Origin of the sequence: Nonomuraea sp. ZG12 (assembly GCF_052068115.1) — a bacterium.
In the GTDB taxonomy this organism is placed as follows: Bacteria; Actinomycetota; Actinomycetes; order Streptosporangiales; family Streptosporangiaceae; genus Nonomuraea.
The window spans coordinates 409554-435420 of record NZ_JBQHCW010000004.1 but is presented as its reverse complement, the minus strand read 5'-3'; the positions used below and the strand labels follow the sequence as shown (position 1 = coordinate 435420).

General features: G+C 71.0%; 22 protein-coding genes. 10 read left to right on the top strand and 12 right to left on the bottom strand.

All coding sequences use genetic code 11. From position 1 onward, the window contains the following. The first annotated feature begins 4 nt into the window (after positions 1-4). Positions 5-1924 carry a Xaa-Pro dipeptidyl-peptidase gene (locus tag ACTMTF_RS16420; RefSeq protein ID WP_441111407.1) on the top strand — a complete coding sequence of 640 codons (1920 nt, stop codon included), beginning with the start codon at positions 5-7 and terminating at the stop codon, positions 1922-1924. A gap of 76 nt (positions 1925-2000) precedes the next feature. On the opposite strand, the gene ACTMTF_RS16415 is transcribed toward ACTMTF_RS16420, so the two are convergent. From ACTMTF_RS16415 to ACTMTF_RS16405, 3 genes are all read right to left on the bottom strand, one after another. Beyond that, positions 2001-5021, bottom strand: a complete 3021-nt coding sequence (locus ACTMTF_RS16415; RefSeq protein WP_441111406.1) for a hypothetical protein — start codon at positions 5019-5021, stop codon at positions 2001-2003. A 186-nt stretch (positions 5022-5207) separates the two neighbouring features. After that, positions 5208-5936 carry a hypothetical protein gene (locus ACTMTF_RS16410; RefSeq protein ID WP_397002904.1) on the bottom strand — a complete coding sequence of 243 codons (729 nt, stop codon included), beginning with the start codon at positions 5934-5936 and terminating at the stop codon, positions 5208-5210. 281 nt (positions 5937-6217) lie between these two features. Then, entirely contained in the window at positions 6218-6973 is a 756-nt protein-coding gene (locus tag ACTMTF_RS16405; RefSeq protein WP_441111405.1) for a hypothetical protein, read from the bottom strand. Positions 6974-7196: 223 nt separating this feature from the next. Here ACTMTF_RS16405 and ACTMTF_RS16400 point away from each other — a divergent pair, with 223 nt between their 5' ends. Together ACTMTF_RS16400 and ACTMTF_RS16395 are read left to right on the top strand one after the other, a co-directional pair. Further along, positions 7197-8471 carry a Scr1 family TA system antitoxin-like transcriptional regulator gene (locus ACTMTF_RS16400; RefSeq protein WP_441111404.1) on the top strand — a complete coding sequence of 425 codons (1275 nt, stop codon included), beginning with the start codon at positions 7197-7199 and terminating at the stop codon, positions 8469-8471. 151 nt (positions 8472-8622) lie between these two features. Next, entirely contained in the window at positions 8623-9456 is an 834-nt protein-coding gene (locus tag ACTMTF_RS16395) for an SAM-dependent methyltransferase (RefSeq protein WP_441111403.1), read from the top strand. A gap of 71 nt (positions 9457-9527) precedes the next feature. Here ACTMTF_RS16395 and ACTMTF_RS16390 read toward each other — a convergent pair whose 3' ends face one another. Continuing rightward, a complete protein-coding gene (locus ACTMTF_RS16390; RefSeq protein WP_441111402.1) occupies positions 9528-10346 on the bottom strand; it encodes a DUF4253 domain-containing protein in 819 nt (272 codons plus the stop codon). Positions 10347-10477: 131 nt separating this feature from the next. Here ACTMTF_RS16390 and ACTMTF_RS16385 point away from each other — a divergent pair, with 131 nt between their 5' ends. Genes ACTMTF_RS16385 through ACTMTF_RS16375 form a run of 3 tightly spaced genes read left to right on the top strand, consistent with a single transcriptional unit; the run spans position 10478 to position 13220 of the window. After that, positions 10478-11998: a carboxylesterase/lipase family protein gene (locus ACTMTF_RS16385; RefSeq protein ID WP_441111401.1), complete on the top strand. Its 1521-nt coding sequence runs from the start codon at positions 10478-10480 to the stop codon at positions 11996-11998. A 41-nt stretch (positions 11999-12039) separates the two neighbouring features. Beyond that, positions 12040-12645, top strand: coding sequence for a response regulator (locus tag ACTMTF_RS16380; protein ID WP_441111400.1), 606 nt, complete (start codon positions 12040-12042; stop codon positions 12643-12645). Beyond that, a complete protein-coding gene (locus tag ACTMTF_RS16375) occupies positions 12642-13220 on the top strand; it encodes an HAD family hydrolase (RefSeq protein ID WP_441111399.1) in 579 nt (192 codons plus the stop codon). The genes ACTMTF_RS16380 and ACTMTF_RS16375 overlap by 4 nt, the downstream gene beginning before the upstream one ends. 25 nt (positions 13221-13245) lie before the next feature. Here the strand turns inward: ACTMTF_RS16375 and ACTMTF_RS16370 are convergent, their stop codons facing one another. Both ACTMTF_RS16370 and ACTMTF_RS16365 read right to left on the bottom strand, forming a co-directional pair. Further along, positions 13246-13890 carry a TenA family protein gene (locus ACTMTF_RS16370; protein ID WP_441111398.1) on the bottom strand — a complete coding sequence of 215 codons (645 nt, stop codon included), beginning with the start codon at positions 13888-13890 and terminating at the stop codon, positions 13246-13248. 68 nt (positions 13891-13958) lie between these two features. Then, positions 13959-15083, bottom strand: coding sequence for a TIGR03118 family protein (locus ACTMTF_RS16365; RefSeq protein ID WP_441111397.1), 1125 nt, complete (start codon positions 15081-15083; stop codon positions 13959-13961). Positions 15084-15182: 99 nt separating this feature from the next. Here ACTMTF_RS16365 and ppgK point away from each other — a divergent pair, with 99 nt between their 5' ends. Next, positions 15183-15902, top strand: coding sequence for a polyphosphate--glucose phosphotransferase (ppgK, locus tag ACTMTF_RS16360; RefSeq protein WP_397002884.1), 720 nt, complete (start codon positions 15183-15185; stop codon positions 15900-15902). Position 15903: 1 nt separating this feature from the next. On the opposite strand, the gene ACTMTF_RS16355 is transcribed toward ppgK, so the two are convergent. Continuing rightward, the gene (locus tag ACTMTF_RS16355) at positions 15904-16335 is read right to left on the bottom strand and encodes a MarR family winged helix-turn-helix transcriptional regulator (protein WP_441111396.1); all 432 of its coding nucleotides are present in this window, start codon (positions 16333-16335) and stop codon (positions 15904-15906) included. 59 nt (positions 16336-16394) lie between these two features. Here ACTMTF_RS16355 and ACTMTF_RS16350 point away from each other — a divergent pair, with 59 nt between their 5' ends. After that, complete coding sequence (locus tag ACTMTF_RS16350) at positions 16395-16754, top strand: VOC family protein (protein WP_441111395.1); 360 nt, start codon at positions 16395-16397, stop codon at positions 16752-16754. A 233-nt stretch (positions 16755-16987) separates the two neighbouring features. Next, a complete protein-coding gene (hrpA, locus tag ACTMTF_RS16345) occupies positions 16988-20860 on the top strand; it encodes an ATP-dependent RNA helicase HrpA (protein ID WP_441111394.1) in 3873 nt (1290 codons plus the stop codon). Between the two features lie 57 nt (positions 20861-20917). Here the strand turns inward: hrpA and ACTMTF_RS16340 are convergent, their stop codons facing one another. Continuing rightward, positions 20918-21535, bottom strand: a complete 618-nt coding sequence (locus tag ACTMTF_RS16340) for a Uma2 family endonuclease (protein WP_441111393.1) — start codon at positions 21533-21535, stop codon at positions 20918-20920. Positions 21536-21699: 164 nt separating this feature from the next. Here ACTMTF_RS16340 and ACTMTF_RS16335 point away from each other — a divergent pair, with 164 nt between their 5' ends. Further along, positions 21700-22356 (top strand): HAD family hydrolase, encoded by a 657-nt coding sequence (locus ACTMTF_RS16335; RefSeq protein WP_441111392.1) that lies wholly within the window; start codon positions 21700-21702, stop codon positions 22354-22356. Positions 22357-22378: 22 nt separating this feature from the next. Here ACTMTF_RS16335 and ACTMTF_RS16330 read toward each other — a convergent pair whose 3' ends face one another. The 4 genes from ACTMTF_RS16330 to ACTMTF_RS16315 form a co-directional block, all read right to left on the bottom strand. Continuing rightward, positions 22379-22702 carry a DUF5709 domain-containing protein gene (locus ACTMTF_RS16330; protein ID WP_441111391.1) on the bottom strand — a complete coding sequence of 108 codons (324 nt, stop codon included), beginning with the start codon at positions 22700-22702 and terminating at the stop codon, positions 22379-22381. 33 nt (positions 22703-22735) lie between these two features. Next, entirely contained in the window at positions 22736-23275 is a 540-nt protein-coding gene (locus ACTMTF_RS16325) for a hemerythrin domain-containing protein (RefSeq protein WP_441111390.1), read from the bottom strand. Between the two features lie 30 nt (positions 23276-23305). After that, complete coding sequence (locus ACTMTF_RS16320; RefSeq protein ID WP_441111468.1) at positions 23306-24601, bottom strand: MFS transporter; 1296 nt, start codon at positions 24599-24601, stop codon at positions 23306-23308. 64 nt (positions 24602-24665) lie between these two features. Further along, positions 24666-25826: a PucR family transcriptional regulator gene (locus tag ACTMTF_RS16315; RefSeq protein WP_441111389.1), complete on the bottom strand. Its 1161-nt coding sequence runs from the start codon at positions 25824-25826 to the stop codon at positions 24666-24668. Positions 25827-25867: the final 41 nt, after the last annotated feature.

Below are 25867 nucleotides of genomic sequence, written 5' to 3'. Positions count from 1 at the left end.
ACGCGTGCCACAATTACGCCCGGCCCTCATCGCCGTCGCCCTGATCCTGGGCACGGCAACCCCGGTTCATGCGGGCGCCGGACCCGCGATCACCATCGAGAACGGCCGTACGCAGCCGGTCTTCTCCTACGCCGACGCCGTCCGCGAGCATGTGTACGTCGAGTCGAGCGTCGACAGTGACGCCGACGGCAGGCTCGACCGGGTGCGGGTCGACATCATCAGGCCCAAGGAGTCCGGTCCGGGCCTCAGGGTGCCGGTGGTCATCGACGAGAGCCCCTACTACGACAACTCGGGGCGGGGGAACGAGAGCGAGCGGAAGGTTTACGACGCCGCCGACAATGTCACGAGATTTCCCCTCTTCTACGACAACTTCTTCGTACCGCGCGGCTATGCCGTACTGAATGTGGACATGCTCGGCACCACCCGCTCCGACGGCTGCCCCGACGTCGGCGGCAAGGCCGACGTGCTCGGCGGGAAGGCCGTCATCGACTGGCTGAACGGCCGGGCCAAGGCGTACCGGGCGGACGGCAGCCCGGCCGTGGCCGACTGGACCACGGGCAAGTCCGCGATGATCGGCAAGTCGTACGACGGCACCCTCGCCAACGCGGTGGCGGCCACCGGCGTGCGCGGCCTGGAGACCATCGTGCCGATCTCGGCGATCAGCTCCTGGTACAAGTACCAGCGCTCGAACGGCGTGATCTACAACTACGACTACGCCTCCTTCCTGGCCAACTACGTCGACACCGACCCCGAGGCCAAGTGCCAGGCGGTCCGCGACCGGATGGACGCCGAGGACGGCGACGACACCGGCGACCACAACGCCTTCTGGGACGAGCGCGACTACATCGACGGACTGCTCGGCGACGTCTCCAAGGTCAGGGCGAGCGTCTTCGTCGTCCACACCACCAACGACCTGAACGTCAAGCCGGACAACTTCTCCACCTGGTGGCAGGCGCTGGCCGAGCGGAACGTCCCCCGCAAGATCTGGGTCGGCCAGTATCAGCACGTCGACCCGTTCGACTTCGAGGGCCGCAGGGACCTGTGGGTGGACACGCTGCACCGCTGGTTCGACCGCTGGCTGCACGGCGTACGCAACGGCGTCGACCGCGAGCCGCGCGCCGACGTGCAGGTCGGACCCACGCAGTGGATGACGCAGCGCGACTGGCCGGCCCCGCGCGCGTTCAAGGTGGCGTTGCGGCCCGCCGAGGACGGCACGCTCGCCCTGCGGCGGGACAGGAACGCCACCGCGACGTTCGCCGACGTGGCCCTGACGGAGTCCGACATGGTGACCGACGTGGGCACGGCCAAGCCCGGCCGGGTCGCGTTCACCACCGGCGAGCTCCCGCTGAGCCTGCGCATGTCCGGCACCCCCATCGCCGACCTGCGGGTCAAACTCGACAAACCCACCTCCAACCTCACCGCCCTGCTCGTCGACTTCGGCGACGACACCCGCCTCGACTGGCGGCGCGGCCAGGGCATCACCACGCTCACCGAGGAGGACTGCCACGGCGAGAGCACCACGGCCGACGACGCCTGCTACCGCAAGGTCGTCACCAACGTGGTGGACCGGCCGCTGGAGATCGTCGCCCGTGGCTGGATCGACGTACAGAACCGCGACTCGCTGAGCGAGCCTTCGCCGCTGCCCGTGGGACGGTACGGCCAGGTCAAGTGGCAGACGCTGCCGCACGACTACACCTTCAAGAAGGGCCACCGGATCGGGCTGGTGATCGCGGGCACCGACGCGACCTACAGCTCCGAGACCGGTACCGGGGCGAACGTCACGGTGGACCTGTCCAGGAGCAGCGTGGTCCTGCCGTTCGTGCTGGGGACACCGCTGGCGGACGTGCCGACGGACCGGGCCAGGTTCCTCGGGCCGCGGGAGCTGACCCTGCCGGAGCCGAAGCCGGAGTTCTCGTTCTTCTGAGGTGATGTGTGAAGGCCTTGGCTGCGGATCGCGGCCAAGGCCTTCACGTGTGGCTGGTGCATGGTGCCTGGGTGTTTCATTCGTTCTTAGGGCAGTTGCTCCAGTAGCCTCCTCCGTTCGTGTCGGGGATGAAGGCGCCTTTGTTGCTCGTGACAGTCCAGGAGACGAGCATCGTGAGGGTGCCGTCGCCGGCCGTGGCGCCCTCGGTGCTGCGGCCGTCGCCGGTGGCCGTGCCGGACCAGCCGATCGTGACGACACCCGATTCCGTCATGGGCGGCCCCGAACAGCCCGGCCGCTCGGCCGGGGCCCGGACGGTGAAGGTGTTGCCGGAGATCACGATCCCGTTCGAGCCGGTGAACGAGGTGACCTCGCAGTCGCCGGTGCACGACAGCTTGAACGTCCCCGTGCGTTCCGTCCCGAGCTGTACGGACTCCGGCGACAGCCGCGCCACCGGGGCGGGTGGTGCGGGCAGCGCCTTCTTACCGGCCTCGGCCTGCTCGTCCTGAGGTGGGGGAGCCGTGGCCGTGTCCGTGGGTGAATTCTGATCGGTGGCCTCAGCCGTGGCCGTGCCGGTGGGCGACCCCTGGCCGGTCGCCTCGGCGGCAGGGGTGGTCGGCTGCATGGTCGGCGCGGGCGCCTCGGTGGCTGAGCCGGCGGTGGGGTCGGCGGTGGGGTCGGCGGCGGCGGGGTCGGTGGCTTGGGCCGGGGGAGCCGACGCCGAGGGGGCGGGCGCCAGCGCCGTCGGTCCGGTCGCCGAGGCGGCCGTCCCCGACGTCTGGTTCCGGAAGACGGACCAGGTGAGACCTCCGGCCACCATCACCAGACCGATCACCAGCGCCATCCGGACCAGCCAGCGCAGGGAGATACGCGCCTCGGGGTCGTCCTCGTCTGGCCGCCCCTCCCAGAACTCCTCCCACTGCTCGTCCCCCTGCTCCCGCACCCGCAACCTGCGGGGCTCCCGCACCTGCAGCCGTTCGGGCTCCCGGACGACGAGCCGCTCGGGTTCCCGCGCCCGCAGGCGTTGGGGTTGCCGGGCCTGCGGTTGTTCGGGTTCTCGCGTGTGCGGGGTGTCGGGTCTCTGTACGTGGGGTGGTTCGGGCTCTTGGACGCGCGGGGTGTCGGGTTCCCGTACGCGCAGTTGCTCGGGCCGTACACGTGGCTGGTCGGGGTTTCGTACGTTCTGGCGGTCGGGACCTTGGGTCAGCCGTGGGGGTTGGAGGGCCCACACCTGCCCGCGCTTCGCCTGGGGGTCCCGCACGGGCTCGGGCGGCCGGGCATTCGCCTGGTGCTGCTGTTGGGGCCGTTCAGACTCCTGTACGGGACGCTCGCGGGAAGGGCGTTCGCCGGAGAAGACGAGTTTGTCTCCTGGCTCGGCGCTTCGGCGCGGGGTGCTGTCCGGGGCCTCGGCCCTGGAGGCGGCTGCCTTGGGGAGCCTGCGGCCGAGGTCGGGCGGCTCCTGTGGTGAGCGGCCTTCGGCCGTCTGCCGGGTGGGGGTACGCCGCTGCGAGGGGATCTCCGGAAGGGCACGAGCCGGACCCGTGGCGACCAGCCGGCCCAGCCCCGCGGTGGGCGGATCGCGCCTTTCGTCCGGCTCCACAAGGTCGGTGGGTCGTGGGGTCTGCTGGCCTGGGACCGTGCGATCGGTGGGTCGTTGGGTCTGCTGATCCGGGACCGTGGGGCCGGGGGTGTGGCGCTCGGCTGGTAGGTGTGTCGCGTCCAGGAGGGCCGTACCGGAGGGGGAGAAGGGTTCCATGCCGCGTTGAGCCAGGGTTGCGGGATCCCGGCCGCGCGGCGTACCGCCGTTGGTGCCTGAAGGAACGGCGGTGGCGGTGGTCGTCGCTGTCGGCGAGGCGTTGGTGATCGTTGCTCTTGGGTGAACGCCGTTGGCGGGTGCCTCTGAAGGGGCGTCGCCGGTCGCGGGCCTCAGGGGAGTGCCGGGCGCCGTTCCGAAGGGTGCCTTGCCGATGGGGGCGGCCAGCGGACCGCCGCTGGGCGACGCCCCCGGCGCGGCGCTGCCGGACGACACCCGTGACGGCGCGGCGCCTGAAGGGGCACCGGCGGGCACCGGCTGCGCGGGCCCGCCGCCGAACCCGCCACCGCTGGACCCCCCGCCGCCGGACGCGGTGGCGCTGGGTGTGGTCCCGGTGGGACGGGGGCCGATGGACGCGGTGGCGCCTGACGCGGTTCCCGTGGAGCGGGTGCCCGTCGAGTGGGTGCCGGTGGGGCGGGGGGCGCTGGTTCTGGGGGGTTCCTGGCCGGTGGCGGCCGCGCCCGCCACCGGCCAGGAGGGTTCCCTGGTCTCCGTCGTGGGGCCGGGGACCAGGGAGATCATCGCCGGAGGGGGTTCCACCAGGCCGCGGGCCTGTCGGGGGAATCCGTCCGGTCGCCACAGGGGATCGTCGCCGGGCAGCGGCCGGCCCCAGGCGGGCTGTTCGCGCAGGGTGCTGGGTACGGCCGCCAGGGGCAGGCGGTGCAGCAGGGTGGTGGCGCGCACGGTTCTCGGGGCCGCCCGGCAGGCCGAGCAGGACAGGATGTGCCGGGCGATCCGGGTGCGGTTCCGCCTGCCCGGGGCCTTGGTCCAGTCCGTGACGCGGGTGGACAGCCGCGGGCACCCGTCACGGGTCCTGGCCGCGCGGACGGCGGCGAACCACTCCTCCAGGGTGTCAGCCGCCTCGGCGACGATGGCCGCCACCTCGAACGTCTCCGCGTCGAAGATCACGGCGATGTCCGCGTTCGTGAGGCCGTGCCGTACCGACAGGTCGAGTAGTTCCCGGTGCGGGCCGTCGAGGGCCATCAGGCCCTCGGGCACCAGGTCCGGGGCCACGCCGGGCCGCGACCACGAGCCGGTGCTGGCCGGCCTGGTCGCCGCGATGGCGGCGCGGTGGGCGCGGGCGAGCGCGTACAGCCAGGGCCGCGTCAGCCGTGGCTCCGCCAGCCGGTCCGCGTGCGCGTGCGCCGACAGCAGCGCGTCGGCGACCGCCGCCTCGGCGTCGGAACCGGCCAGGGCCGTGCGGCAGTAGTCGTAGAGGTGGCGTCCGTGCTCGTCGCACAGCTCACCGATGGTCTCGCGCGCCTCGTTCGACAGCGTCCGCCACATCTGATCGACATCTCCTCACGTCAGCGCGGGAACCGCGCTCGGCCTCGCCCCGGCCTGCTCAGGGAGAGGCCCGCTAGACGGACTCCACGGCGGCGTGCGAGCCGGGGTGGTGCGAGCCGGCAAGGTGCGAGCCGGGGTGGGGCGTGCGGGGGTGGGGTGTGCGGGGGTGGGGTGTGCGGGGATCGTTCATGAGGCTCTCCCGTGAGCGGCCGCGTGGTGCGGCGTCCGGTTCAGCGTGACCGGCTTGCCCGTCGCCCGCGACAGCGCCCACCAGGCGCTGCACAGGTTGGACGTGAGCAGGACCCGGTCGTTGCCGGCGCCCAGCGTGCCGAGTGCGGGCAGCGTCGCCATGCCGCTGCCGGTGAACAGCAGCACCGCGTCCGCCGGCAGGTCGGCCTGCTTGACCTGCTCGACGAGCTCGCTGGGAGTCATGGCGTACGGCGCGTAGCCGCCCTGCGCGCGCACCGGCAGCACGCCCGCGATCCGCAGCCCCGCCGCCTTCCAGAACCGCTCCGCCAGCTCGGTGAGCCACGGCTGGTACGGCGAGATCAGGTGGATCTCGTCCAGCCCGAGATGCTCGATCGCCTCCAGCACGGCCACCGTGGCCGAGGCGAACGGCACCCCGCACTCCTCCGTCAGCCGCAGGCAGCCTTCGCGGTCCTCGTCGGGGTCGAGCAGGTAGCGAGGGCTGTCGCAGGCCATGATGAGCGCGTCGAGCGGCAGCTCGCCGAAGGAGTAGGCCATCGCGGGCAGCGCCTCGTTGTAGCTCTCCAGCCGCTCGGCCAGCGCCCGGCCGGGCCGTACGGGGAAGCGGCTGACGTGCATGTCGGCCCGGGAGCCGAGCAGGCGGGTCAGCTCGGGCTCCGCCGACGGGTTGCCGGGCGGCACCATCACGCCCACCCTGCCCCGGCTCATTCCGGCCTCCCGCGTCGGCGTTCGTGCGGCCGTTCGTGCGTCCGGACGTGTGGCCGGACGTGTGGCCGGACGTGCGGCCGTTCGTGCGGCCGGAGCCGGTGCACGGACCTGACGGTGGCCGCCGACGACGCCGGCCGTTCGCGTGCGGCCGCTCGGGTCCCGCCTGCCGGGACGCCGTGAGGCGGCCGGTAGGGGCCGCGAACCTCGTCAGTGCGCATCATCACTCCTGTCGGTGCCGGTTCGCCCCGGCTGTGGGGAGGCCGGGGTGAGCGGGCGGATCATCACGCCGTGGCGGCGTAGCTGTCCGCTGGGATGGCGGGGAGGGAATCCAGGAGGAAGCCGGGCGGGCGGTTGGGCACGCTGGCCGCGACCATGCGCTCCGACAGGCCCGTGGTCAGGCGGGCGAGGCCGATCCTCGGCGGCGCCTGGCCGCCGGTGACCGTGGTGGCGACGCGGCCCGCCAGCGACAGGTGCTCGCCGCAGCGCTGCCGTACCGTGGCCTCCAGTCCGGCGACCTGCGCCAGCCGGAGCCGCAGCGGTTCGAGCGAGGCGGTGCGCTGCAGGCCGTCGAGGTCGGCCAGCCGACCGGGCCAGCGCAGCTCCTCACGGATGCGGGCTTCCACCTCGGGGACGATCCGCTCGGCCGGCAGCCCTTCCTGGCACAGCCGGGTGGCGATGGAGACCGCCGTGAAGGACGTCAGGTCGAAGTCCGCCAGCCGCCCCGCCAGGGCGGCGTGCAGCACCCGGACGCGGTGTGCCAGGCAGTCGGCGCTCCAGCCCAGCACGAGCAGGCGGTCGGTGCCCGTCTCGGTGTGCCAGCCGGCGAGCCGGAGCTGGTGCGCCATCCGGTGGTAGAGGCTCCACCTGTCACCGTCGCCGTCGATCCAGATCTGGACGCCGCCCAGGGGCAGATCCGTGACGTGAATCGGCGTGCCTTCGGGCGCGGCCCGGGCGCAGATGCGCTCGACCACCCGCTCGTGTGCCGGTGGAGCCGTATTTCTGGTGAACCAGGGACTGACCTGGTGATCAACGGTCACGTCCTGCCACCTCCCTGTCGGGCCTCAAGAAGAGGCTCCGGCTGTCAGGTCTCAGTTTCCACGTGTCGTACGATACTGGCCAAAGGCACGATGTGGTGTCAACTCTCAGTTTTCGGATAACGTGAGGCTCTGAATGCGGGGACAATGACCTGAAGCGGGCAGGCAGCTGCGTGCCCGACCAGGCCAACGCCGGAAGAGCGTTCACGGGTAGCAGGAGGATCGCGTGGCGAAGTTCGCTGAGCGGCTGGATCTCGCGCTGAACAAGCGGAGCTTCACAGGTGCTCAAGTCGCTGCCGCCCTCACCGAGGCCGGCATCCCCATCACCCGCGCGTACGTCAGCCAGTTGCGCACCGGCAAGCAGACCAACCCGACACTCCAGGTGCTCCGGGCGCTGGCCGCTTCCCTCCAGGTGAGCGTGGGGTGGCTGGTGGGTGAGGATTATGTGGAGTCCGGCACGGTTGACGATCTGCAACTGCGGGCGGGCGGGATCGGCCTGACCGCCTCCGGGCTCTCCGAGGAGTCGATGGCTGTGCTGCGGGGGGTGATCGAGCTCGCGCGCAAGGCCGAGGGCCTGCCCGAGCACCCGGAGCCCGCCATGGAGATCCCCGACGCGGCCGCGCCGCTGGAGGAGCCGATGCGTCAGGCGCTCGGCGAGCGGCTCCGCTCCCTCCGCCTGGCCACGCAGCTGTCACCGGAGAAGGTGGAGACCGCGCTCGGCCGGGGTGCCGTGGCGGTCGAGGCGATCGAGGAGGGCAGGCTCGCCCCCGCCCCGGCCACCGTCGAGCGCCTGCTCACCCTCTACGGGGTCACCGCGATGCCGGCCCGTGAGTACGTTCTGTCGCTGGCCCGGGGCGAGCGCGAGCTGGAGTGGTACGACTCCGACTGGGTTCCCGTCTGGCTGGCCACGACCTGCGCCATCGACGCGAGGGCCTCGGTCATCCGCACCTACCACACCCACTTCGTCCCGCCGCTGCTGCAGACGGAGACCTACGCCTTGGCGGCCATCGCGGCGATGGACATGGGCTCGTTCCGGCAGACCACGGCCGACGCGGCGGTGGACATCCTGGTGGCCCGCCAGAAGCTGATCGGCAGCCCGGGCGGCCCGGTCGTGTGGGCGGTCATGGACGAGGGCGTCCTGCTCCGCTCGATCGCCACCCCGCAGGTGATGCTCGACCAACTCGACCAGTTGATCGAGTACACCAAGCGGCCGAACATCTCGCTGCACATCGTGCCGATGGAGGATCCGGCCTACGTGCCCCGCACCGGCCCGTTCACCCTGTGGCGCTTCCCCGAGGCGTTCGAGCCGGACATCGCCTGCTCGCACGCGCTCGAAGCGGACGAGCTGATCACCGACGCGGTGATCGTCGAGGGCTACCACCAGGCGTTCGCCAAGCTCTCGGTCACCACGACGACCCGCGACGAGACGCTTGACCTGCTCTACTCCCATCGGGAGCGGCTATCCCACGCCCCGGCGAATGAGATCATTCGCGACCGCTGATAGTGAAAAGCCATATTTCCTGAAACAACTTCGGCATGTGTTGTTTTATAGGGGCTTTTAGGGATCATTATTGACTTGGCTGTCCGAAGTGGGGTCAGAGACCGGAAGTATCTTTCCCATGAAAGTGGCGAGGGGAAAGGGGCGAGACTGAATGCGTCAACGTGCCATCCGTAATCTGGCCAATCTGGACACCGCGCATGCGAGGGTCACGCGGATACTCGACGCCGCCACCGGCGGCAAGAACAATTTCCGGGCGGACAGAGACGCGGTGCACCGTTACGACGTCTCCGCCGCCGTGACCACGGCGGCAGCGCGGGCGATCCAGGGCTATCTGTCGCGAGTCGTGCGTCATCTGGCGCTGGTGGGCATCGACCAGTTCCTGGTCGTCGGCAGTGGGGTGCCGAGCGGCCTGCCGCAGGGCCGTCAGCTGCACGACATCGCCCGCGAGAGGCCGAGCGAGTCCTGCGCGCGGGTCGTGTACGTCGAGAGTGATCCGATGGTGCTGGCGAACGCGCAGGCCACCATCGAGCCGATCACCGATCTGGTGCGCGTGGTCGAAGGCGACGTGCGGGAGTTCGACGAGATCCTCGACGACCGCATCGTGCGCACCTTCGTGGACTGGAACCGGCCCATGGCCTGGTTATTGGTCTCCACGCACAGCCTCAGCGACGACGAGCAGGCCCGCTACATCATCAAGCGGCTGCGTCAGTCCGTGCCCGTGGGGAGCTATCTGGCCCTGTTGCAGACGACCTTCGACGGCATCCCCGCCGAGTTGCTGCCGGCGATCAACGACCTGCTGGCGATGACGCTGCCCGGGCACGCCGTCCGCACCCGTGCGGAGGTGGAGGCGTTGCTCGACGGCCTCGGCCTGCTGGAGCCCGGACTGGTGTGGGTCCCGCAGTGGCGGCCCGACCGGGACACCACCGACTGCGCCGACCAGCCGGCCGCCTCGGGCAACTACGCGGCGGTCGCCCGCCTGCCCTGAGCGGCGCGGGCGTCAGCCCCACCAGAAAGACGTCATTCTCCCCCTAGAGACGTCAGTCCCACCGGAAGACGTCAGTCCCACCAGAAAGACCAGGTGTGCCCGCCGATGATCTGCTCGGCGTACCCCTGAAGATCTCCCGGCCCCTGCACCACGTTGTCCGGGCAGAACGCCCAGTGTTCGGCCGCGACGTGCAGCGCGTGCTCCGGCTCGACCGGTGGCGCCGCCACGCTCAGCTCCAGGGTGTTGAAGCCCACGCACACCACCCGGACACCGAACCGGTCCTCCCAGCTGCGCACCACCGCCGCCAGCGGCACCATCCACTCGTTGTGGTGCAGCGCCCCCTGCCAGCCCATCACCGCCAGCGCGTCGGCGCTGCGGGAAGCGGCGACCAGGCCGAGCGGCATGCCCCGGTCCGCGAGCTCCCCGGCGTACCAGTCGGCGACGGCGTCCGGATCGGCCACCGGCACGCCGGGCGGCGCGGGCCCCGGGCAGAGCGCGCCGTAGGGATACAGCTCGTCCAGGGCGTCCTGCGGCATCTTCGACACCCACTCCTGCCACACCTCGGTCATGAACCCCTCGGCGGTGAAGTGCTCGATCAGCATCGGCTCGTCGGGCACCACCTGCCCCACCGACCAGGGCTGGGCGGACTCGTCCAGCAGGATCGGCCAGAGCCCGCTGCGGCGGTGCTCGGCACGGAAGCGGCGCCACTCGTCCGCGCTGACGGGCTCGTCGCTCATCCAGAACGCGGGCCGCGGCGACTGCCCCTGCTCCGTGTAGCCGGGGTCGGGCCAGACCACGTCCCCCTCGGGCAGGCCGATCGACAGGGAACGCCCCCTGCCACCGTCGGCGAACAGCCGGCACAGCTCGCGCGGGAGCTGATGATCGTTCATGCCCTACCGTTCCGATACCGAATCCTGTCTCGGAGATGGTAATGCCGCCACTGGCTTCAGGACTTTTGTCCTAGCCGATCCCGTATCCACGAATCTTCCGGGCCACCGCCGGGGTCGGCGACGGTGAGGGCATGAGAATTCTGCTGGCGATGGCCGTACTGCTCACAGCGTGCGCCACCACCGACGCCGGGACCGGATCCCGGCCCGATCCCGCGGTCGTGACGACGGACGCCGGCGCCGTCCGCGGCGCCCTCGGCGGACAGCACCGGCTGTTCCAGGGCATCCGCTATGCCACGGCGGCGCGCTGGGCCGCGCCGCAGCCGGCGCCCGCGTGGCGGGGCGTCAAGGACGCCACCGAGCCGGGAGCCATGTGCCCGCAGGTGGGCTCCGCCTACGCGCCGATCCGCAGCGAGACGGAGGACTGCCTGTTCCTGAACGTGACCACGCCCGCCGAGCCGGGCACCCGGCGGCCGGTGATGGTCTGGGTGCACGGCGACGGCGCGCTGGGCGCCGGGCACTTCTCCGACGCGCGCAAGCTGGCCGAGCGGGGCGTGGTGGTCGTGACGATCAACTACCGGCTGGGCGTCTTCAGCGGTTTCGGCCATCCGGGACTGCGCGACTCCGGCACCTACGGGCTGCAGGACCAGATGGAGGCGCTGCGCTGGGTACGGCGCAACGCGGCGGCCTTCGGCGGCGACCCGCGCAACGTGACGGTCTTCGGCGTCTCCTACGGCGCGCTGGCGATCGGCGGGCTGCTCACCGCGCCGGCCGCGAAGGGGCTGTTCGACCGGGCGATCATGCAGAGCGGTGAGACCATGATGGACATGCCCGCCGGCAGCATGGTGCCCGGCCTGCCCGCCCAGCCGTCGTTCGCCTGGCGGAGCGAGGCGGAGACGATCGCCATGGGTGAGCACTTCGCCGGGCAGCTCGGCTGCTCCGACCTGGAGTGCCTGCGGCGGCTGCCGGTGAAGAAGATCCTCGACGTGCCGCAGATCATGAACGCCTTCCAGAGCTACGCCTACGGCAACGGCGTGCTGCCGGACTCGCCGGCCACGGCCGTCCGGGAGGGACGCTTCCACCGGGTGCCGGTGCTGGCGGGGGCGACGCGGGACGAGCACCGGCTGTTCGTCGCGATGAACTACGACATGCAGGGCAAAACTCCGGATTATTCGGCTCTGGTACGGGAAGCGTTCGGCAAGAAGGCACCGCACATTCTCCGGAAATATCCGATAAATCGGTATAAGTCCCCCAGCATGGCGTGGGCCGCCGTCCTGACCGACCGGATGTGGGCCCGTGCCACCCACGAGCAGAACACGCTCCTGGCTCGCCACGTACCCGTGTACGGCTACGAGTTCGCCGACCGGAAGGCGCCGATGTTCCTGCCGCTGGAGACCGACTTCGCGTGGGGCGCCTACCACGCCGCCGACCTGCCGTACCTCTTCGAGGACGAGAAGGCCGCGCTGTCGGCGGGACAGCGGAAGCTGTCCGGGCAGATGATCGGCTACTGGACGAACTTCGCCCGCGGCGGCGACCCGAACGGTCCCGGCCTGCCCTCCTGGCCGCGCCTGTCGTCCGGCACGCTGTCCCTGGAGCCCGGCGCCGTCCGGATCGTCGACTACGCTGCCAGGCACCGACTGGGCTTCTGGAAGTAACGGGTTACGGAAAAGACGGTTGCGGGAAGACGGAGACGGCCGTGATCAGGATCATGATCGCCGAAGACCAGGGCATGATGCGCGACGCCCTGGCGCTCCTCCTCGACCTGGAGGACGACCTGCAGATCGTCGCCCAGGTGGCCGCCGGGGACGAGATCGTGGCCGCCGCCGCGGCGCACCGCCCCGACGTGGCGCTGCTCGACATCGAGCTGCCCGGCCGCAGCGGGCTTGACGTGCTGCCCGAGCTGCGCGCGGCGCTGCCGGAGTGCGCGGTGCTGATCCTGACCACCTTCGCCAGGCCCGGCTACCTGCGCCGGGCCATGGAGGCCGGGGCGGCCGGGTTCCTGGTCAAGGACGGGCCCGTGGAGGAGCTGGCGGCGGCCGTCCGCCGGGCCGTCACCGGCGAGCGGATCATCGACCCGGCGCTGGCCGCCGCCGCGCTGCACGCGGGGCCGAGCCCGCTGACCGAACGGGAGCGCGACGTGCTGACCGCCGCGCTGGACGGCGCCACGATCGCCGACGTCGCCGCCCGGCTGCACCTGTCGGAGAGCACCGTACGCAACCACCTGTCGTCGGCCATCGGCAAGACCCACACCCGCAACCGGATCGAGGCGGGCCGGCTCGCCCGGCACAATGGGTGGCTGTGACCACCTTCGACGCGATCCTGTGTGACCTCGACGGCGTGCTGCGGCAGTTCGACCACGCGGTCCAGGCGGACATCGAGGCCCGCTACGGCCTGCCTCTCAGGAAGACGGCCTTCGACCCGGCCCTGATCCTGCCGGCCACCCTCGGCCACGTCACCGAGGCGCAGTGGGTGGCGTCCATCGCGACGGCCCTGGGCGGCGACGAGCGCGCCAGGGCCGCCGCCGCGGAGTTCGCCGCGGTGCCGTTCCGGGTGGACGAGGAGGTCCGGGCGCTGCTGGCCCGGGCCCAGGAGCGGGTGCCGGTGGTGCTGGTCACCAACGCCATGGACACCCTCGAAGGCCACCTCGACCAGCTCGGGCTGACCTACTTCGCCGACGCCGTGGTCAGCAGCGCCCGGGTGGGCGTGGCCAAGCCCGACAGGCGCATCTACGAGATCGCCGCCGAGCTGGCCGGGGTCGCGCCCGAGCGCTGCCTGTTCGTCGACGACCGCCTAGAGAACGTCACGGCCGCCATCGGGCTCGGCATGACCGGCGTGCACTTCCGCGGCGTCGCCGACCTGGCGGCGGCGCTGGCCTGACCGAGCACGACCTGGGCGCGCTCGCCTAGCCGAGCGCCATGTCGAAGAAGCGCCGTTCCAGCTCCACAGCCTGGCCGAACACCTCCAGCACCCGCCGCCTGCCGTCCTCGTCCATCGCCGCGCCCAGCCGGTCCAGCTCCCCGCGCAGGAAGCCGACCCATTCCCGGAACTCGGGGCCCTCGTGCAGCTCGATCCACTCCCGGTGCACGAAGCTCTCCGGCGGCGGCTCGACCGCCCTGGACGCCCAGCCCAGATAGGTCCACTCGGCCACGCACAGCACCGCGACGATCAGCGGGTAGTCCTGGGAGGCGCGGGCCTCGTCCATGAGCCGCCTGAACGCCACGGTCACCGGCTCGGGCGTCACCTCCGTCCGGCCGCCGAGCGCCGCCAGCGCCCGGTGGAAGTACGTTTTCTCCTCCGTGGTCGCCACCTGCCCGAGGAACTTCCCGTACGGGACCCGTACCTCGAAGCTGTCGGCGCTCGCCACGGCGGCGCCGAGCAGGGCCGTGAAGGAGTCGACGAACTGGAAGTCCTGCTCCAGATAGCGCCGCATGTCGTCGTCGGCGGCCTCGCCCGTGGTGATCGCCATCGCGAACGGGTGCGTCACCACCGCCGTCCACCCGGGCTCACACTGCTCGCGCAGCCAATCGCTGAATCTCTGCTCGCTCACGGCCACGACTGTAGGGCCCCGGTCCCGGCACGGCTCGCGCGACCGTGCCGGAAACCCCGGCCCCCTTCCTAGTAACCGCCGTAAGGCGACTGGCTGGACTTGGTGGGATTGTGGGAGGGCCTGTGGGTGGGCGACGTGGTCGCCGACGGCGACGAGCCTCGCGAACCCGCAGGTCGGATCACGCCCAGCAGGCCGTGCTTGCCGCCGTCGACGCCGGCGGAGAACCACAGGGAGTTCGCGCCGCCGTTGGTGGCGGTGCCGGGCTCCAGGTCCCACAGGCCGGGCAGCGCGATCTTCCTGCCGTTGTTGTCGCGCAGCGCGCCCAGGTGACGGTTGTTGCGATAGGCCTGGATGGTGCCGTCACCGAAGTTGCCGACCAGGAGCGAGTCCGCGTACTGGCCGAGCCCGCGCGGGGCCTTGACGATCGCCCACGGCGCGTTGAGCCCGACGCGGGAGATGCGGCCGGTCAGGCGCCCCTGCAGGTCGAAGCGGCTGACGAAGCCCTTGCCGGCGCCGGCCACGGATTTGCCGGTCTCGGGGTCGCGCAGGGCGTAGGCGACCCAGACGTTGTCGTTGATGACCTCCACGTTGAAGGGTGCGTAGGTGCGGGGGACGCTCCGGTCCCTGAACGCCGAGCGTGACAGGCGTACCCTCTCGAAGTCCTCGTCGAAGGCGTGAATCCGGCCGCCGGCGAAGTCGGCGGCGAGCAGGAAGTCGCCGTCGTCGGTCTCCGCGAGCGCCAGGCCCTTGTAGTCGGCGCCGCGGGTGAACGCGCCGATGATCGCGTTCTTCGGGTCGACCTCGGCGTTCCAGCCGGTGATCGCGCCGCTGGGGCTGGCGAACAGGAACGTGGCGGGCTTGCCCTTGACGGTGAAGCCCTCGCCGGGGTTGACCACCTGGCCGGTCGGGGCGCCACCCGGGATCCAGACCTCCGTCTGCTGCTTCCTGCCTTCGCCTGAGTAGACCGTGGCGCTGCCGGTGCCCGCGTTGGAGACCCACAGCGTCTTGCCCATGGCCAGACCCCAGGGATTGACCAGTTTCGGATCGGTGGCCGCTGCCTTTCCGCTGACGTCCGACACGAGGTTGACGACGTCGAACTTCGTCCTGGTGTTGGTGGTGGCCTGTGCGGGGGCAGTGAGAGGAGCTCCCATGGCCACCGCGACAGCGCAGAGTGTGATGATGCGTAACCGCATCTGTACCTCCTTGTTAGCGCTTGTGACGCGAGATACGCGAGAGCCGTGGCCGGGGTTCAGTAAAGTGTTTTTCTGCCGAGGCTGGGGGAGTGGGTACGTATGGAGGTTCTGGGCATCGACATCGGCGGGTCCGGGGTCAAGGGCGCTCCGGTGGACGTCGAGGCGGGTGAGTTCGCCCAGGAGCGGCTGCGCATTCCCACGCCGAGGCCCGCCGAGCCCGGTCCGGTCGCGGAGGTGGTGGCCGAGATCGTCGACCACTTCACCTGGACGGGCCCCGTCGGCGTGACGTTCCCCGGCGTGGTGCTGGACGGCGTGGTGAGGACCGCCGTCAACCTGCACCCGGCCTGGGTGGGGGTGAACGCCTCCGAGCTGTTCGGCGGCGCGACCGTGCTCAACGACGCCGACGCGGCGGGCATGGCGGAGATGACGTTCGGCAAGGGGCGCGGCGAGCGCGGCACGGTGCTCATGCTGACGTTCGGCACCGGCATCGGCAGCGCGCTGTTCGTCGACGGCACGCTGGTGCCCAACACCGAGCTGGGGCACCTGGAGCTGCATGGCAAGGACGCCGAGCATCGCGCCTCCGACCGGGCCCGCGAGGAGCACGACCTCGGCTGGCACGAGTGGGCCGAGCGGGTGCAGCAGTATCTCCAGCATGTCGAGATGCTGTTCTCCCCGTCGCTGATCATCATCGGGGGCGGGGTCAGCAAGAAGGCTGACAAGTTCCTGCCGCACCTCCGGCTGGACACCCGGGTGATCCCCGCCGAGCTGGAGAACCAGGCGGGCATCATCGGCGTCGCCCACGCCGCCGCCCGCGCCTGAGTCAGCCGGGCAGCGACTCCGCCATGTCGGAGAGCTGGGCCAGCAGCACTTCGGTCTCACGGACGTCCAGGCGCGCCGTCAGGCGGCGCTCGATGGCCAGGACGCCCGCCCTGGCCGCCTTCAGCCTGGCCGTGCCCTGCTCGGTGAGCCGGAGCGGCAGGGCCCTGCCCTGAGAGGCGGTCGCGGGCCGGGTCACCAGGCCCGCGCCCTGCAGATTGCGCAGCACCACGTTCATCGACTGCCTGGTGACGAAGGCGTCTCTGGCCAGCTCGGCGTTCGACAGGCCGGGGCGCTGGTCGAGCAGCTCCAGGCAGACGTACTGGGGTGTGGTGAGGTCGTGCTCGCGCAGCGTGGCGTCCATGGCCGAGCGCAGCGCCGCCTGGACCCTCTTGAGCTGGTAGCCGACGAGGCGGCCGAGGTCTTCTTGCTTCATGTCAGTATTTTGACATAGGCTCTCCTTGTCAAAGTCCTGACATGCAAGAGGAGTGCGCCATGACCGTCACCGGAGTCGACTTCGTCGCCCTGCAGGTGCGTGACCTGGAGGCCGCGGCCTCGTTCTACGAGCAGCGCCTCGGCCTGAAGCGCACCCCGGCGGGCCCGCCGCACGCGGTGGTGTTCGACACCGCGCCGATCCCGTTCGCCGTCCGGGAGCCGCTGCCCGGCGTGCACCTGCCCGAGCGCCCGGGCGCCGGCGTCGCGCTCTGGCTCAAGGCCGACGACGCGCAGCGCCTCCACGACGAGCTGGCCGGCGCCGGTGTGCCGATCACGTCGGCGCCGGTGGACGGGCCGTTCGGCCGCACGTTCTCCTTCGCCGACCCCGAGGGTTACGTGGTCACCGTGCACGATGCGTGAACACGGCAGTACGGCCATGCCAAAAGGTGATCAAAAAAGCGCTGCGCGGAGACAACCAGAAGGCATTTCCTGGTGTCTCATTAGGTGACCGTGGTCGCTCAGGACACACTCTGGGGAGAGTGGGCCGGTCGTGAGCGATCACGGTCAGATATTGGGATGCGGCCTGTGGCGGCGCTGGGGCACGATAGGCCGTTGGCTCCCGGCACGCGGGGCTTGATTATCCTGAAAGCAGTATGGGAACTCCTGCGTTGTCCTCTCCGCTCTCCGACCTCCATTCCCGCCTGCCCGACCTGATGCCGCGCGACCAGCGGCGACTGCGGCGCAGGCTCGACGGCGTGCGCCGGGTGCGCTCCCGCGAGGCGCGGGAGAAGATCACCGCGGAGATCCTCGCCGACGTCGAGCGGGCCGAGCGGCGGCTGGCCCGCCGCCGTGACGGCATGCCCGTGGTGACCTATCCGGAGAATCTGCCGGTCTCCCAGCGCCGCGACGACATCCTCGCGGCGATCCGCGACAACCAGGTCGTGATCATCGCCGGTGAGACCGGGTCCGGCAAGACCACCCAGATCCCCAAGATCTGCCTGGAGCTCGGCCGCGGCGTCCGCGGCCTGATCGGCCACACCCAGCCGCGCCGCATCGCCGCCCGCACCGTCGCCGAGCGCATCGCCGAGGAGCTCGGCACCGAGCTCGGCCAGGCCGTCGGCTACAAGGTCCGCTTCAACGACCAGGCGAGCGATCGCACCCTGGTCAAGCTGATGACCGACGGCATCCTGCTGGCCGAGCTGCAGACCGACCGGCTGCTGGAGCAGTACGACACCCTGATCATCGACGAGGCTCACGAGCGCAGCCTCAACATCGACTTCATCCTCGGCTACGTCAAGCAGCTCCTGCCCAAGCGCCCCGACCTCAAGGTCATCATCACCAGCGCCACCATCGACCCCGAGCGGTTCTCCCGCCACTTCGACGACGCCCCGATCATCGAGGTCTCCGGCCGCACCTACCCCGTCGAGGTCCGCTACCGCCCGCTCGACGACGAGGACGACCAGACCCAGGGCATCGTCGACGCCTGCCGTGAGCTCATCAGCGAGGGCCCGGGCGACATCCTGGTCTTCCTCAGCGGCGAGCGGGAGATCCGTGACGCCGCCGACGCGCTGGCCAAGGCAGAGTTCCGCAACACCGAGATCCTGCCGCTCTACGCCCGGCTGAGCGCCGCCGAGCAGCACCGCGTCTTCCAGCGCCACACCGGCCGCCGCGTCGTGCTGGCCACCAACGTGGCCGAGACGTCGCTGACCGTCCCCGGCATCAAATACGTCGTCGACCCCGGTTATGCCCGCATCTCCCGCTACAGCCACCGCACCAAGGTGCAGCGCCTGCCCATCGAGGCCATCTCCCAGGCCAGCGCCAACCAGCGCAAGGGCCGCTCGGGCCGCACCTCCGACGGCATCTGCGTCCGCCTGTACGAGGAGGACGACTTCCTCGCCAGGCCGGAGTTCACCGACCCGGAGATCCTGCGCACCAACCTCGCCTCCGTCATCCTCCAGATGACCGCGATCGGGCTGGGCGACATCGAGGGGTTCCCGTTCGTCGAGCCGCCGGACCGCCGCCAGGTCAAGGACGGCGTGAGCCTGCTGCACGAGCTCGGCGCCTTCGACGCCCAGGGCGCCATCACCGCCACCGGCCGCAAGCTCGCCAACCTGCCGGTCGACCCGCGCCTGGGCCGCATGGTGCTGGAGGCGGAGAAGAACGGCTGCCTGCGCGAGGTCATGGTGATCGCCTCCGCGCTGTCCATCCAGGACCCGCGCGAGCGCCCCTCGGACAAACAGCAGCAGGCCGACGAGAAACACCGCCGCTTCGCCGACCCCGAGTCCGACTTCCTGTCGTACGTGAACCTGTGGAACCACCTGCGCGACAAGCAGAAAGAGCTGTCCTCCAGCGCCTTCCGCCGCCTGTGCAGGGCCGAGTTCCTCAACTACCTGCGCGTGCGCGAGTGGCAGGACATCTACAGCCAGCTCCGCCAGGCGCTCGGCGCCCACCCGGGCACCGAGACGGCCGACCCCCGTCAGGTGCACGCCGCGCTGCTCGTCGGGCTCCTGTCGAACATCGGCGTCAAGGACGTCATGGACAAGCAGCGGCCGTCCGAGGGCCGCAGGCCCATCCAGGAGTACATCGGCGCCCGCAACGCCCGGTTCGCCATCTTCCCCGGCTCGGCCCTGGCCAGGAAGCAACCGCAGTGGGTGATGTCCGCCGAGCTGGTGGAGACCTCGCGGCTGTGGGCGCGGGTCAACGCCAAGATCGAGCCCGACTGGGTGGAGCCGCTGGCCCAGCACCTGGTCAAGCGCTCCTACTCGGAGCCGCACTGGGAGAAGAACCAGGGCGCGGTGATCGCGCTGGAGAAGGTCACGCTGTACGGCGTGCCGCTCGTGGTCGGGCGCAAGGTCAACTACGGGCGGATCGATCCGGACCTGTCCCGCGAGCTGTTCATCAGGCACGCCCTGGTCGAGGGCGACTGGGACAGCCACCACACCTTCCTGAAGGCCAACCGCAAGCTCCTCGAAGAGGTCGAGGAGCTCGAGAACCGGGCGCGCCGCCGCGACATCATGGTCGACGACGAGGCCCTGTTCGACTTCTACGACCAGCGGCTGCCCGCCGACGTGGTGTCGGCCCGCCACTTCGACTCCTGGTGGAAGAAGACCCGGGTCGAGCAGCCCGAGCTGCTCACGTACTCGCCCGAGATGCTTGTCAACGAGGGCGCGGACGTCAGCGTCCGCGACTACCCCGACAACTGGCGGCAGCTCGGCCAGCGGATGAAGCTCACCTACCAGTTCGAGCCGGGCGCCGACGCCGACGGCGTGACCGTGCACGTGCCGCTGCAGGTGCTCAACCAGGTCAACTCCGACGGCTTCGACTGGCAGATCCCCGGCCTGCGCGAGGAGCTCATCACCGCGCTGATCAGATCCCTGCCCAAGCAGCTGCGGCGCAACTTCGTGCCCGCCCCCAACTACGCCAAGCAGGTGCTCGCCGCCGTCAAGCAGGGCGCCGAGCCGCTGCTGGAGGCCGTCGAGCGGGAGCTGCTGCGGCTGACCGGCGTACGCGTGCCGCACGACGCCTGGCAGCTCGACCAGGTCCCCGACCACCTGCGGATCACCTACCGGGTGATCGACGAGCGCAAGCGCACCGTCGCCGAGGACAAGGACCTCGACGCGCTCAAGCGCCGCCTGGCCCCCCGCCTGCGCAAGACCCTCTCGGCGGCGGCCGACGACCTGGAACGGACGGGCCTCCACTCGTGGAGCTTCGGCACCCTGCCCAAGGTGTTCGAGCAGGGCCGGATGAAGGGCTACCCGGCGCTGGTCGACGCCGGCGAGTCCGTCTCCATCAAGATCTTCGAGACGGAGGCGGAGCAGCGCCGCGCCCACTGGCCGGGCACCCGCCGCCTGCTCCTGCTCAACGTCACCAACCCCGCCAGGTCCCTCCTGGGCGGCCTGTCCAACCAGGCGAAGCTGGCCCTGTCCCGCAGCCCGCACGGCGGCGCCGTCGCCCTCTTCGACGACGTCGTCAACGCGGCCGTGGACAAGCTCATGCGCGACGTCGGCGGCCCCGCCTGGGACCCGGTCGGCTACGACCGCCTCTATCAGCACGTCCGCGCCGGCCTGCACGAGACGGCGGCCGAGGTGCTGGCCAGGGTGGAGCAGATCCTCAGCGTCTGGCACGCGATCGGCGCGCGCCTCGACGGCCTGCGCGCCGGCGCCTCCACCGATGACGTACGCGAGCAGCTCGGCAAGCTCGTCTACCCGGGCTTCGTCACCGCGACCGGCCACGGCCGCCTGTCGGACGTGCTGCGCTATCTCAGGGCCATCGAGCGCCGCCTCACCAAGCTGCCCGAGGAGCCCTGGCGCGACGAGGAGTGGATGGACCGGGTCCACAAGGTCGAGGACGACTATCAGGACCTGCTGGACCGGCTGCACCCGGCGCGGCGCGCCGATCCGGACGTGCGGGAGATCCGCTGGATGATCGAGGAACTACGGGTCAGCTTCTTCGCCCAGACGCTGGGCACGTCGACCCCCGTGTCGGAGAAGCGCATCGGCAAGGCGATGGAACGCCTCATGCCTTGACGGGATCCACCGTACGGGGCCGGGCGGCGCTCGGCCCACGGTGTGGACGCCTCGGGCCTACGCCACTGTCTTGAAGATGGAAGTGTCGAGCTCGACACCGATCGGTTGGGGCAACTGGATGGGGGTGCCGAGTGCCACCTGGTTGACCGCGCGATAGACACCGTCGTCGATGTCGCTGTAGACGGTGACCGAGGGGGACTTGGCGATCGGGTCGATCAGCAGGTAGATCGGAATGCCGCCGGTCGCATAGAGCAGTGGCTTCTCCGTGCGGTCCCTGCGGGCGCTGCCGTGCGAGACCACTTCGGCGACCATGATCAACGCTGCGGAACGCAGTTCGCGGGTTCCCCAGAGCGGGCAGTCGAGGGGGGCCAGCACGAAGTCGGGTTCGACCGGCTCACGGGGCCCTTCGATGCACACATCGACATTGCCGGCCCATGCCTCCCAGCCCTTCTCATCCATGATCGCATGGAGCGCGCGGTTGAGGCGCATCGCGTGACGACCATGCTCGGGGGTGCCGACAGGGCTCACGATCAGGTTCCCTTCGATGACGTCGGCCCGGAAACCGGGCAGCTCGGGAAGTGCGTCGAACAGCTCGCGAGCGGTCTCCGGCATCCGCTTCGTGCTGGTCGGCGCGAACTTGGTGTGCTCGTCATGCCGGGTCATCATGGCCACCATGAATCTGTCCCTTCGTATTCGAACGGGCACGCTCAGTATTCCACGCCCTGCCGCCGAGCACACCTGTCCGCGGCGGGCTGGGCGGCCAGGTTCGCCAGGGGCTGGTCCAGTGTCGGAGGCGGGTCCGTACAGTTGAGGGGTTGTCTGTATCAAGGGAGATATTGATGATCAAGGCAGTGGTGTTCGACGTCGGCGAGACGCTCATCGATGAGACGCGGATCTGGACGCGGTGGGCGCGCCGGCTGGGGGTGAGCCCGTTCGTGCTGATGGGGGCGCTCGGGGGGATGGCGGCGCTGGACCGTTCGCATCGGGAGGCGTTCGAGCTGGTGCGGCCGGGTCTCGACATCGGCGAGGAGCTGGCGGCGTGGGAGCGGGACGAGCCGGACGATCTGCGCAACCACTTCGACGCCGACGACCTCTACGGGGATGTGCGGGAGGCGCTGGCGGGGCTGCGGGCGGCCGGATACCAGGTGATCGTGGCCGGGAACCAGCCGACCAGGGCCTATGACGCGCTGGTGGAGATGGAGCTGCCGGTGGACTCGGTGCACACCTCCGACGGGTGGGGGGTGTCGAAGCCGGCGCCCGAGTTCTTCGCGAAGGTGGCGGCGGTCGCGGGCAGGGAGCCGGGCGAGGTCCTGTACGTGGGGGACCGGCTGGACAACGACGTGCTGCCCGCCTCGGCGGCCGGGATGCGGACGGCTCTGCTGCGCCGGGGGCCGTGGGGGTTCCTGCACGCGGAGCGGCCGAAGGCGGCGCAGGTCGCCGACGTCATCGTCGACGACCTGCACAGCCTGCTCCCGGTGCTGAGGGGGATGGCCTGAGACAACCGACGGGCCGCGCGGACTATCCCATCTCGTCGTCGCGTTCGATGTGGATCGCCCGCTCCTCCGATGACAGGTCGCCGCCGTCCGCGCCCCAGTCCTGGCCGAGCTCCCGGCCTTCGGAGTCGGGTTCCAGGCCCTCGTCCGGCTGGGTGAGCCGGTACCCGGGCCGTCGTACCCGCTGCCTGTCAGGCGCCTCCCGCCTCAGCCGCTCGTCCAGCGTGTCCACGTGTTGCGGGTCGTCCTCGCGTATCTCGTGGTTCAAGCCCTGGTCGTCGGTCCATTCCGAGACCTCGATGTCCTGCTCGTCGCTGTATCCGAATCGGTCCGGAGGAAGTTCGCTCATACCCGCCCCCTACCCAGGGGACGGGCCGAAACCCTAGGACGCGGACTGGCGTAGCGCCTGCTCCAGCTCTTCCTTGTCCATCTGCGACCTGCCGGGGATGTCGGCCTTCTGCGCCTGCTCGTACAGCTCGGCCTTGGTGGCCCCGCTCAACGGGCCGTCCAGGGCCCGCAGTTCCTCGTCGCGGCGCTGGGCGAAGGCCTCGCCGAGCTCTTCCAGCCGCTTGGCGCCGGACTGCCGGGCCAGCTTGGGCAGGAGCTCGCTCTCCTCCTCCTCGACGTGGTGGCTGACGGAGTCGGCGAGCTTCTCCAGCGTCTCGCGGAACTCCTGGGTGCCGGGCCGCGCCCGCACGAGGGCGTCGAGCAGCACCTCGGCCTCCTTGTGCTCCTCCAGTCCGTGGTGGGCGTCGATGCCGGGGTAGACCCGGTCCTCCTCGGCGCGGGCGTGGGCGGTGAGGAGCGCGTGGAGCTCGGCCACGGTGGCGCTCTGGTCGCCCTTTCCGGACTTGAGGCGCGCGAAGAGCTCCTCGACCTTGCGGTGGTCACGGGTGATCAAAGTGATGACGTCGGTAGCCATGAGGTCCGTCGCTACCCCCGATCGCGAAGATCAGGCGTTCTCCAGCACCGGGCTCAGGGGGATCGGCCGGCTGACCGGACGGCGGGCGAGTCTGGCCAGCGTGACGGCCGCGAGCAGGGTCGCGGCCACGCACGCGATGCCGCCGGCCTGCAGTGCCGCCCTGGGCCCGAAAGCGTCGCTGAGCCAGCCGAGCGCGGGCCCGCCGAGCGCGCCGGAGGCGGCGCCGACCATGCCGACCGCCGCGATGACCCGGCCGCGCATGGCGTCGGGGCTGTCGAGCTGGGCCCGTGCCGAGACCGCGGTGTCGACCAGGATGGCGCCCGCCGCGATCGGCAGCATGGCTCCGGCGAACGTGGCCAGGGACGGCATCAGCCCGCTGAGCGCCTGCAGCGCGCTGATGGCGAACGCGGCGATCAGCAGCAGCCGGATCGACAGCCGCGGCCGGGAGGCGGTGATGAACCCGCCGACCACGGTGCCGACGGCGAAGACCGTCGACAGCAGGCCATAGCCGCCCGCGCCCGCCGCCAGGGGGCCCGCGCTCATCGCGGCCATGGTCACCTGGTAGTTGCGGCCCAGGCTGCCGAGCACGAGGGACAGGGCGAGCACCGCGAGCAGCCAGGGCGTGCGCAGCACGTACCGCAGGCCCTCCTTGATCGCGCCGGGCTGCCGTTCGGCGGCGGCCAGCCGGTGGAACTCCGCCGGGCGCATGGCCGCGATCCCGGCGATGACCGCGAAGAAGGTGACGGCGTTGACCAGGAAGAGGCCGCCCTGGCCGGTGAACGGCAGCAGCATGCCCGCCAGCGACATGCCGAGGATGCGGCCCCCGGAGTTGATGATCGAGCCCAGGGCCATGGCGTTCGGCAGGTCGGCCGGTGGCACCACCTCGGCGCCGAACCGGCCGAGCGCGGGCCCGCCGAGCGCCGAGACCACCCCGCCGGCCAGGGCCACGGCGTAGATGGGCAGGACGGATTCCGTACCGGAGAACGCGATGGCCGCCAGCGCGGCCGCGAGCGCGGCGTGCGCGAGCTGGGAGACGATCACCAACGGGCGGCTCGGCAGCCGGTCCGCCAGCGCTCCGCCCCACATGCCCAGCAGCAGCGTGGGCAGCGCCTGCATCACGAGGCTGAGCCCGACACTCGCCGCCGAGCCCGTCAGGGTCAGGACGAGCCAGTTGACGCCGAGCACCTGCATCCAGGTGCCGGTGATGGAGACGAGGTCCGCACCTGCCCAGAGGCGGTAGTTGTGATGACGCAACGCGCGGAAGGTTGAGGAACCGAGTGACAAGACTTGTCCTGTGCTTGAAGGTGCGGACGAGTCTCTGAACACGCTGCTCACAGGACCGAATTTCCGATTTGCCCGGAAAGTGAACTAAATCACCATATAAGGAGGTTTAAGGGGCGCTGCGGGGTTTGTAGCTGCCGGCCAGGCGGGCGAGCTTGAGGCTGAGGTGCAGCGCCAGGCGCTCGCCGCCGTCCTTCAGGTCGGTCCGGGCCAGCTCCTCCACCCGCTGCAGGCGGTAGTAGAGCGAGGTGCGGTGCAGGCGCAGCACGCGGGCGGTGGCGACCGCGCTGCCCGCCAGGTCCAGGTACGTCTCCAGCGTCTCCAGTAGCGGAAGGTGCTGCTCCTGCCCCAGCAGCGGCGCCAGGCCGGGGTGCATCTCGTGGTCGGGCCACTGGCTGAGCATCCGGTAGACGCCCAGCCGCTCCCACGGCACCGAACGGCCCAGTTCGGGCACCCGTGCCGCCACCTCGGCGGCGTGCCGCGCCTCCGCGTAGGAACCGGCCGCCTCGGCCAGCGCCGGCCTGGGCCGCCCGACGCCGACGACCACCGGGACGGACAGCGACACGGACAGGGCCGCGTGCAGGTCGTCGGGGGAGACCGGGGGACCCGCGACGAGCAGCGCCGCGTGGTCGTAGCGGACCAGGTGGAGCGGATGGTGGCCGCTCAGCCGCCGGCGCAGCGCGAGCAGCCCCTGCTCCAGCGCCAGCCGCAGCGCCTCGTCCGCCTCGCCCGACAGGGGCTTGGCCACCAGCACGGTCACCGCCCGCGCCTGCGGGAAGGCACCCGCCTCGATGAGCCGGCGGGCGGCGTCGCGCTCGCCGAGCAGCAGCCCGGTGACGGCCTCCAGCTCCCGATGGGAGGCCAGCCCGCTGGCCAGGCTCTCGTGCAGCAGGGCCAGGGCCAGCGCGGGCGCCGCGGCGGCGGCCTCGTCGATCTGTGCGGCGGACATGGCCGGCCCGGCGTCGATGAACCAGAGGAATCCGAGAGGGCCCTCCTCATGGCGTACGGGAACGCAGACGCGCGGCAGCAGGCCGAGGTGGGGCGCGCCCGGGGTGCGCAGCGGGACGGGGGAGTCGTGCGCGCCCGCCGCGCGCAGCCACTGCCGCACCTCGGGTGCGGTGTGCCTGCGCAGGATGGAGTCGCGGCGGGCGTCGTCCATGGCGCCGTCCTGCTCGCTGTAGGCGACGACGCGCTGCATTCGGTCCTCGAGCAGCAGCGGGCGGTCGAGCCGAGCGGCGAGCTCGTCGACGATCCGCTGAAGGTCTGCCACAGATGCCCCCATATGGGTGTTTCGACAAGTGTCGGAACCAG